Source organism: Neisseria sp. P0021.S005 (assembly GCF_051956955.1).
This window is the reverse complement of record NZ_JBQCWY010000088.1, coordinates 1-9438: the sequence shown is the minus strand read 5'-3', so window position 1 is coordinate 9438 and position 9438 is coordinate 1. Positions and strand designations below refer to the sequence as shown.

General features: G+C 49.3%; 10 protein-coding genes. 8 read left to right on the top strand and 2 right to left on the bottom strand.

What is annotated here, in order from left to right; genetic code table 11:
• The coding region (gene typA, locus ACTHUE_RS07165; RefSeq protein WP_440423176.1) for a translational GTPase TypA at window positions 1-1733 on the top strand (1733 nt) is incomplete at its 5' end.
• Window positions 1734-1834: 101 nt separating this feature from the next.
• On the opposite strand, the gene ACTHUE_RS07160 is transcribed toward typA, so the two are convergent.
• On the bottom strand, window positions 1835-2791 hold the full coding sequence (locus ACTHUE_RS07160) for a cupin domain-containing protein (protein ID WP_440361116.1): 957 nt from the start codon (window positions 2789-2791) through the stop codon (window positions 1835-1837).
• 128 nt (window positions 2792-2919) lie between these two features.
• Between ACTHUE_RS07160 and ACTHUE_RS07155 the strand changes: the two genes are divergently transcribed.
• Together ACTHUE_RS07155 and ACTHUE_RS07150 are read left to right on the top strand one after the other, a co-directional pair.
• A complete protein-coding gene (locus tag ACTHUE_RS07155; protein ID WP_440361117.1) occupies window positions 2920-3255 on the top strand; it encodes a carboxymuconolactone decarboxylase family protein in 336 nt (111 codons plus the stop codon).
• A gap of 112 nt (window positions 3256-3367) precedes the next feature.
• A complete protein-coding gene (locus ACTHUE_RS07150; RefSeq protein WP_440361118.1) occupies window positions 3368-3736 on the top strand; it encodes a rhodanese-like domain-containing protein in 369 nt (122 codons plus the stop codon).
• Window positions 3737-3790: 54 nt separating this feature from the next.
• Here the strand turns inward: ACTHUE_RS07150 and ACTHUE_RS07145 are convergent, their stop codons facing one another.
• The gene (locus ACTHUE_RS07145; RefSeq protein ID WP_004520298.1) at window positions 3791-4129 is read right to left on the bottom strand and encodes a hypothetical protein; all 339 of its coding nucleotides are present in this window, start codon (window positions 4127-4129) and stop codon (window positions 3791-3793) included.
• Between the two features lie 98 nt (window positions 4130-4227).
• Between ACTHUE_RS07145 and surE the strand changes: the two genes are divergently transcribed.
• The 5 genes from surE to hemF all read left to right on the top strand — a co-directional run bounded on the left by surE (window position 4228) and on the right by hemF (window position 9204).
• Window positions 4228-4983 (top strand): 5'/3'-nucleotidase SurE, encoded by a 756-nt coding sequence (gene surE, locus ACTHUE_RS07140; protein WP_440361119.1) that lies wholly within the window; start codon window positions 4228-4230, stop codon window positions 4981-4983.
• A gap of 93 nt (window positions 4984-5076) precedes the next feature.
• Entirely contained in the window at window positions 5077-5988 is a 912-nt protein-coding gene (locus ACTHUE_RS07135; RefSeq protein ID WP_049335267.1) for a peptidoglycan DD-metalloendopeptidase family protein, read from the top strand.
• A gap of 78 nt (window positions 5989-6066) precedes the next feature.
• A complete protein-coding gene (locus ACTHUE_RS07130; RefSeq protein ID WP_004520295.1) occupies window positions 6067-7590 on the top strand; it encodes a phospholipase D family protein in 1524 nt (507 codons plus the stop codon).
• A 43-nt stretch (window positions 7591-7633) separates the two neighbouring features.
• Complete coding sequence (locus ACTHUE_RS07125) at window positions 7634-8167, top strand: C40 family peptidase (RefSeq protein WP_004520294.1); 534 nt, start codon at window positions 7634-7636, stop codon at window positions 8165-8167.
• A 128-nt stretch (window positions 8168-8295) separates the two neighbouring features.
• The gene (gene hemF / locus ACTHUE_RS07120; RefSeq protein WP_004520293.1) at window positions 8296-9204 is read left to right on the top strand and encodes an oxygen-dependent coproporphyrinogen oxidase; all 909 of its coding nucleotides are present in this window, start codon (window positions 8296-8298) and stop codon (window positions 9202-9204) included.
• Window positions 9205-9438 lie beyond the last annotated feature (234 nt).

The following is a 9438-nucleotide window of genomic DNA, read 5'->3' as shown; positions in this document are numbered from 1 at the left end:
AGTCCGGTACATTCCGTTCCAACCAGCAAGTCGAAGAACGCGTCATGGACAGCAACGATCTTGAAAAAGAACGCGGCATTACCATTCTCGCTAAAAATACCGCCATCGAATACGAAGGCTACCACATTAACATCGTAGATACCCCGGGACACGCTGATTTTGGTGGCGAGGTGGAACGTGTATTGGGCATGGTTGACTGCGTCGTACTGTTGGTTGACGCACAAGAAGGCCCTATGCCGCAAACCCGTTTCGTGACCAAAAAAGCCTTGGCTTTGGGTCTTAAACCTATCGTTGTTATCAACAAAATCGACAAACCATCTGCCCGTCCAAGCTGGGTTATCGACCAAACATTCGAATTGTTCGACAACTTGGGCGCAACCGACGAACAATTGGACTTCCCTATCGTCTATGCTTCCGGCCTGTCCGGCTTTGCCAAACTGGATGAAAACGACGAGAGCAGCGACATGCGCCCTCTGTTCGAGACCATTTTGAAACACACGCCTGCACCAAGCGGCAGCGCGGACAAAACGCTGCAACTGCAAATTTCCCAACTGGACTACGACAACTACACCGGCCGCCTCGGCATCGGCCGCATCCTGAACGGCCGCATCAAACCCGGCCAAGTCGTTGCCGTCATGAATCATGAAGAACAAGTCGCCCAAGGCCGCATCAACCAGCTGTTGGGCTTCCAAGGCTTGGAACGCGTACCTTTGGAAGAAGCTGAGGCCGGTGACATCGTGATTATTTCTGGCATTGAAGACATCGGTATCGGCGTAACCATTACCGACAAAGACAATCCCAAAGGCTTGCCTATGTTGAGCGTGGACGAGCCGACCCTGACCATGGACTTTATGGTCAACACTTCTCCTCTTGCCGGTACTGAAGGCAAATTCGTGACTTCCCGCCAAATCCGCGACCGCCTGCAAAAAGAATTGCTGACCAACGTTGCCCTGCGTGTTGAAGATACAGCCGATGCCGACGTTTTCCGCGTTTCTGGCCGCGGCGAATTGCACTTGACCATTTTGTTGGAAAACATGCGCCGCGAAGGCTTTGAATTGGCAGTCGGCAAACCGCGCGTGGTATTCCGTGAAATTGACGGTCAAAAATGCGAGCCTTACGAAAATCTGACTGTGGATGTGCCGGATGAAAACCAAGGCGCGGTCATGGAAGAACTCGGCCGCCGCCGTGGCGAATTGACCAATATGGAAAGCGACGGTAACGGTCGTACACGTTTGGAATACCATATTCCTGCACGCGGCCTGATCGGTTTCCAAGGTGAATTTATGACCTTGACCCGCGGTACCGGCTTGATGAGCCACGTTTTTGACGACTATGCTCCGGTTAAACCTGATATGCCAGGTCGTCACAACGGCGTCCTGGTTTCTCAAGAGCAAGGTGAAGCTGTTGCTTACGCCCTGTGGAACTTGGAAGACCGCGGCCGTATGTTCGTTTCTCCAAACGACAAAGTCTACGAAGGTATGATTATTGGTATTCACAGCCGCGACAACGACTTGGTGGTAAACCCTCTGAAAGGTAAAAAACTGACCAACGTCCGCGCCAGCGGTACAGATGAAGCCGTGCGCCTGACTACGCCTATCAAATTGACTTTGGAAGGTGCAGTTGAGTTCATCGACGATGACGAACTGGTTGAAATCACGCCACAATCCATCCGCCTGCGTAAACGCTACCTGAGCGAATTGGAACGTCGCCGTCATTTCAAAAAACTGGACTAATTCTGTTTGATTGATACGTTTTAAAATTGAGGCCGTCTGAAAAGTGTTTTGGAAATCCTAGATTTCATTTTTACACTTTCAGACGGCCTTTTATCATCTGTTCAAATAAAGTAAATCGGCATTTCTTCCGCTTGTACTGCTGCTTCATCAGCGCGATCATTCTTACGATATTGCCCCGGCGATATCCCATATTGCTTTTTAAATGCCTTGCCAAAATGCGTTTCCGATTGAAAACCCACCGAGAGCGCAACCGATAAAACCGAATCGGCTGTCTGCTTTAACAATAACGCCCCCTGCTGCAAGCGGATACTGTTTACAAAAGCATGAGGGCTTGTTCCCGTCTGCTGCTTAAATACCCGCATCAACTGGGCGCGAGATAAGTTGGCCATCTCGGTCATTTTCTCGATATTCCATTCCTCTTCCGGCTTATCCACTACTGCCTGAAGCAAATTCCGCAAACGTTTGTCCTGCCAACCATTCAGCAAACCGCTTAATTGCGCTGCCCCATTTTTCTCCAGGCTGGCTCGAAGTAGAAATACCAGCAACACCGAAGCCAATGCGTTCACGACCGCTACCGAGCCGGACAAAGCCTGACCGCTCTCATATTGCAACAATGCCACCAAATACTGTAAAGAAGGATGGTTGATATTCAGCAAAACAGTATCAGGCAGTCCCGCCATAATATCCGCCTGCGCTTCATATTCAAACCGCGCGCAGAAAAGATGCAAAGCCGCATCGCCTCCTGCATGACTCTGCTTGACTTTAAATGCGCCTTTTTCACTCGTCAGCACGCTGACACCGAGATTTTCACAACTGCTGTCGTTGCTCAAAGTATGCCCTACGCTGCGCGGAAAAAAAATGATATCCCCCGCACTCAGCAGCCTAGCCTCTTGCTCCCCATCAATTCGGATATAACCCGAACCGGCAGTTACGATATGTACCAAACCATGCGCACGCTTTGGTTCATGCCGCACATACCATTCCCCCCGAAAAAGACATTGAACATCCACGCTGCCTTTTACCTGCGCCAATTCGACCAGCCTATCCAAAATATCCATAGTGTTTTTTACCAATAAATGAGATGTTTTGACGATTTAAATCTTCAAATTATTGCAATAATACACACACCAAATACAAACGGATAGGATTTTTTATCTTATCCACTCACATTAAGAAAGGACATATCATGTTTAAAGACTGGCCTGAACATACCGCCTTGGTAAAAAAAGCATTCGGCGAATTGGGTAAAAACCATCCTAAAATGCTGCAAGCCTACGGCGTACTGGATCAAGCAGCCGCTGCCGAAGCACTGGATGCCAAAACACGCGAACTGATTGCCATTGCCGTTGCTATTACCACACGTTGCGAAAGCTGTATTAGCGTGCATGCAGCCGCCGCAGCCAAAGCAGGTGCAACCGAAAGTGAAATCGCCGGCGCATTGGCCACTGCTATCGCCCTGAACGCTGGTGCCGCTTATACCTACGCTTTACGCGCTTTGGAAGCAGTAGAAACCCAACGCTAATCGGTTTGTAAAATCAGGCCGTCTGAAAGCCAACTCCCCTTTCAGACGGCCTGATGAAATGCTAAACTGATAAAGTTATCATATTGTTTTCTGTCTAATAGGAGATTGAACCATGAAGAAACTGCTGACCGCCGTACTTTTTGCCGCCGCTGTTGCCACTCCTTTGGCCGCTTCCGCTGCCTCTATGCCTAAAGTTGAAAAAATTGCGGCACAGCCTGCAAAAGCAAAAGGCGTTTGGATTGATGTCCGCTCTGCCGAAGAATTTAAAGAAGGCCATTTGCAAGGTGCGCTCAATATTCCGCATGACCAAATCGTTGACCGCATCAAATCCGTCAGCCCGGATAAAAACGCACCGGTAAACCTCTACTGCCGCAGCGGCCGCCGTGCAGAAGCCGCGCTGACTGAGCTGAAAAAAGCCGGCTACACCAACGTAACCAACCATGGCGGTTATGAAGACTTGGTGAAAAAAGGTTTGAAATAAATCTAGTTGATTTTAAAAAGGCCGTCTGAAACTTTTCAGACGGCCTTTATTGCATTACAGACAGCAACTTCCAAATCTCAAACGTTTGCTGAGACCGGTTTCGTGAATTAATTGTTTGATAACCAAAATATTGGTGTTATCGGCCAACGCGCGAATGCTGTGCGCTTCCATCGGCTCAAGACGGATAACTTGCAAGCCTTCGGTTTGCAAAACTTCGTCCACCGTTTTGATTTCGGCTTTGCCGTTTAAAACCAAAAGCAAAATAATCGCATCCGCCTCATATGCCGGAATTTCATTATTCTTCTGCAGTGAAAGCTGAACAATCTCCTGATTGCCGTCTGAAGCAATCACGCCGCCCAATAAAGCTTTGGGGTCTAACTCATAATGTTTCATTATTATCCTTTCCGCCCAAACGTTGCCGATTCGTGGACAATCGCTCAAGCAAACCAGTACAATACCGTCCATCTTACCGATAGACACAATATTGTCACATGAACATATTAATCTCAAACGACGATGGTTATCTTGCGCCCGGTTTGGCTGTTTTGGCAAGAGTGTGTGCAGAATTTGCCAATGTCAGGGTGGTTGCGCCCGAACGCGATCGCAGCGGCGTCAGCAATTCCCTGACTCTAGACCGTCCTTTACAACTGAAACAGGCGGAAAACGGGTTTTACTATGTGAACGGCACCCCCACCGATTGCATTCATGTCGGCCAGCATGCCCTTGCCGACTTCAAACCCAACTTAGTCTTGTCCGGCATTAACAACGGCGCAAATATGGGCGACGATACGCTTTATTCCGGTACGGTTGCCGCCGCGACTGAAGCCTATTTAATGGGCATTCCCGCCATTGCTTTTTCGCTTGCCGACTCCAGCGGCCGTTATTGGGAAACCGCGGAAAAAGCCGCTTGGATACTGCTTTCCTACTTTCTCAAACGCCCTATTTCCAAACCCATCTTATGGAACATCAATATCCCTGCCGTCGCACCTGAGGATATCCAAGGCATAAAAATTACACGGCTCGGCCGTCGTCATCATGAACAAAGCATTGTTCCCATGTATAATCCACGTGGCGAACAAATTTATTGGATTGGGCCGGTCGGCGATGTTTCCGACAGCGAAGAAGGTACCGACTTTGGCGAATGCGCGTCCGGCTTCATCACGATTACCCCCCTGCAAGTCGATTTGACTGCCTACGGACAAATGGAGCAAACCGCTTCCTTTTGGTCAGAAATCCCTGCGCCTTAACAGTCCCTAACAGCCGAACACTTGAGAAACAAGCATATTTTTATTATGATATGCCTCGACGAGAACAATTACCCGAATACGAAAGTCATTAACATGTTGAAAAAAAGTGTATCTTATGCCGGATCGGCAGCTTTGGTTTTATTACTTGCAGCCTGTGCCAGCCAACAACCGGCTCCTGTAGTCGTCGGCACACAAAGCGGTGGTTCAACAACAAGCTCTACCGCTGACAATCCTTACGGTGCAGCGCCTTACAATACCAACACCAGCCCAGCGGCAGATGCTCCATACACTCCGCCGGTAAGTACACCTGCTCCAACGTACAACAGCGGCAGCACCGGCACTTACACGCCTTCTTATGCGCCTGTTGATATTAATGCAGCGACACATACCGTTGTTCGTGGTGATACCGTTTACAACATCTCCAAACGCTACAACATTACCCAAGACAATCTGCGTGCATGGAATAACTTGGCCGACAACACCATCAGCATTGGTCAAACCCTCCGTGTGAAACCTGAAGGCTACGTTGCACCTGCAGCTTCTGCAAGCAAACCTTCTACTCCAACAACTACAACTACTGCTCCGACTCCAAGCACGCCTGCCAATACACCGACCGTATCTACCGGCAGCAGCCGCAACGTCAGCGGCATCACATGGCAGCGTCCGACTACCGGTAACGTTATCGCCAACTTCGGCGGCAGCAACAAAGGTGTGGATATCGCCGGTACGCAAGGCCAGCCTGTTGTTGCAGCGGCAGACGGTAAAGTCGTTTACGCAGGCTCAGGCTTGCGCGGTTACGGCAACTTGGTCATCATCCAACACAACTCCTCATTCTTGAGCGCATACGGTCACAACCAACGCCTGCTGGTTAATGAAAACCAAACCGTGAAACGCGGTCAAACCATTGCGCACATGGGTAATACCGATGCATCCCGCACTCAGTTGCACTTTGAAATCCGTCAAAACGGCAAACCAGTCAATCCGGCAAATTATGTTGCCTTCTAAGCTGATTCAAGCAACCTAATTTCAATTCAATCCCTGCCTAAATATCATTTAGGTAGGGATTGTTTGTACCGGTTTCCCATGAAATTTCATCTTCCTCTTCTTTATACCCTGCTATTGGGCGGTTGCGCCGCGTTTTTGCCATCATTGGACGAACGCACCCAAAGCAGTTATCTTGACATCCCTTCAACGCCGCGACTGGACAGCGCCTTAGGTATTCCTTCTACCCCCTCCAAGGCCGATATTTCCCATATCTATCTGCTGAACGATGCCCATGAAGCCTTTGTTGCCCGAGCAGCCTTAATTGAAGCCGCCGACCATACTCTTGATTTGCAGTACTATATCTGGCACAACGACATCTCCGGCAAGCTTTTGTTCAACCTGATTCATCGCGCGGCCGAACGCGGCGTCCGTGTGCGTTTGCTTCTGGACGACAACAACACCAACGGCATGGATGATCTCCTGCTGGCACTCGACAATCATCCCAATATCGAAGTCCGTCTGTTTAATCCCTTCATTTTCAGAAAATGGCGTGCGCTCGGCTACGTTGCCGACTTTCCGCGACTTAACCGCCGAATGCACAACAAATCCTTTACCGCCGACAACCGTGCCACCATTTTGGGCGGACGCAATATCGGCGACGAATATTTTAAGGTTAACGACGATACCATCTTTGCCGACCTCGATATCCTCGCAACAGGACGCGTAGTAACAGAAGTGTCCCAAGACTTCGACCGCTACTGGGCAAGCCATTCCGCCTACAATGCAAGTAGCATAATCAAACGGGGAAACCTGCAAAAAGGACTAGCCGAACTTAATTACACCGACCAAGATAAAAACCAAACGCTCATCCGCTACCGTCAAAGCATTGAACACTCCAACCTCTATCAAAAAATACAGAGCAACCTTATGGAGTGGCAAAGTGTCAGCACACGCCTGATCAGCGATGACCCGGCCAAAGGCTTAGACCGTGACCGGCATAAACCGCCTATTTCCGAACGCCTACAAGACGCCCTCAAGCAACCTGAAAAAAGCGTTTACCTTGTCTCACCCTATTTTGTGCCCACAAAATCGGGCGTTAAAGCCATAGAAAAGCTGATTCACAACGGCGTGGACGTTACCGTTTTGACCAATTCGCTCCAAGCAACCGACGTTGCCGCCGTCCATTCCGGCTACGTCAAATACCGCAAGCCCTTGCTTAAAGCTGGGGTCAAACTCTATGAGCTCCAGCCCAACCACGCCGTTCCGACCTCCAAAGACCGCGGCTTGACCGGTAGCTCCGCCACCAGCTTGCACGCCAAAACATTCATCGTGGACGAGAAACGCATTTTCATCGGCTCATTCAACCTCGACCCACGTTCCGCACGCCTCAATACCGAAATGGGTGTCGTCATCGAAAGTCCCCAAATCGCAGGCCAAATGCAGCGCACCCTCGTTACGACCACCCCAAACTACGCCTATCAGGTAACGCTTGGCAATTACAATAAACTATACTGGTATGACCCAAGTGAAAAACGAACTTACGCACAAGAACCAGAAGCCAAATTCTGGAAACGGGTTACTTCAAAAATCCTGTCCATCCTGCCCATAGAAGGATTATTATAGAGACCGTCTGAAAACATAAATCATGCGACCGGAGAAATTCACCATGTCTCGACTCATCTGCAAAACCCTATTTGTTTGTACCACCAGCCTATTGTTGGCCTCCTGCGGCACCACCAGCAAACACAAATCCCACAAGCCGCAAATAACCGCCAGAAAAGTCCAACCTGTCCGCATTTCCCATATTGACCGCACACAAGGTTCGCAGGAATTGATGCTTCACAGCATGGGCCTGATCGGCACGCCCTACAAATGGGGCGGCAGTACCACAGCCACAGGCTTTGACTGCAGCGGCATGATCCAATTCGTCTATAAAAACGCCCTCAATGTCAATCTGCCACGCACCGCACGCGATATGGCCGCAGCCAGCCGTAAAATTTCCGATGACAAATTAAAAGCCGGCGATCTTGTCTTTTTCAATACCGGCGGCGCACACAAATATTCCCATGTCGGCCTCTACATCGGCAACGGCGAATTCATCCACGCCCCCAGCAGCGGCAAAACCATCAAAACCGAAAAACTTTCCACCCCGTTCTACGCCAAAAACTATTTGGGCGCACATACCTTTTTTACTGAATAAATCAAGGCCGTCTGAAAGGTATCGCCACATCATCGATACCTTTCAATCTATTGCTGATGAGTCAAGCTTGATTACAAGATAAGCCCTGCAAAAATTTACCCATAACAAAACACCATCAAGGAAATATCATGCACACAGAATCCGTTCTAACCCTCCTCAAAACCCTGCAAAACCAAATCTGCGCCGCGCTGGAGCAAGAAGATGGCGAAGCCAAATTTGTGCATGAAGCGTGGACGGGGAAACTGGGTATCGGCGAAACCCGCGTATTGAAAAACGGCGCAGTATTCGAGCAGGCCGGTGTAAATTTTTCGCATGTAAAGGGAACCAAAATGCCGGCTTCTGCCACTGCCCATCGTCCTGAATTGGCAGGCGCGGCGTTTGAAGCCATGGGCGTGTCGCTGGTCATTCATCCGAAAAATCCTTATGTCCCGACCAGCCATGCCAATGTGCGCTTTTTTATTGCCTATCCTGAAAATGCCGAGCCGGTTTGGTGGTTTGGCGGCGGCTTTGATTTGACGCCGTTTTATCCTTTTGAAGAAGATATCGTGCATTGGCACACAGTGGTGCGAGACGTATGCACGCCATTTGGCGAATCGGTTTATTCTGAATTCAAACAATGGTGTGACGAATATTTCTACTTGAAACACCGTAACGAAACACGCGGCGTGGGCGGCCTGTTTTTTGACGATTTAAACCGTTGGGATTTCGATACCTGCCTGAATTTTATCAAGGCGGTTGGGGAAGGCTATATCGCAGCGTATCTGCCGATTGTGGCCAAACGTAAAAACACGCCTTATGGAGAACGTGAACGAGATTTCCAACTCTACCGTCGCGGACGCTATGTCGAGTTTAACTTGGTTTGGGACAGAGGCACGCTGTTCGGCCTGCAAAGCGGCGGCCGTACGGAAAGCATTTTGATGTCCATGCCGCCTTTGGTACGCTTCGAGTATCAATATGTGCCGGAAGAAGGTTCACCCGAAGCACGCCTCAATCAATTCCTTATACCGCGCAACTGGCTGGAAGAAGCCGGCAGATAGTTTTACCTATAAGAGGCCGTCTGAAAAGCGATTCTCACTGGTTGAGACTACCTTTTCAGACGGCCTTTGCTTCAATTGCTTTGAATTTGCATACCTTTGCCTATCATGCTGTTTCATCTCTATAGAGTTTTTGAGACAATGCGCCCATATAAAAATCACCTCACAAACCACACTAAAAAGGAATAATCGGTGAAACGCATTTTCTTATTTATCGCAACCAATATCGCAGTTCTG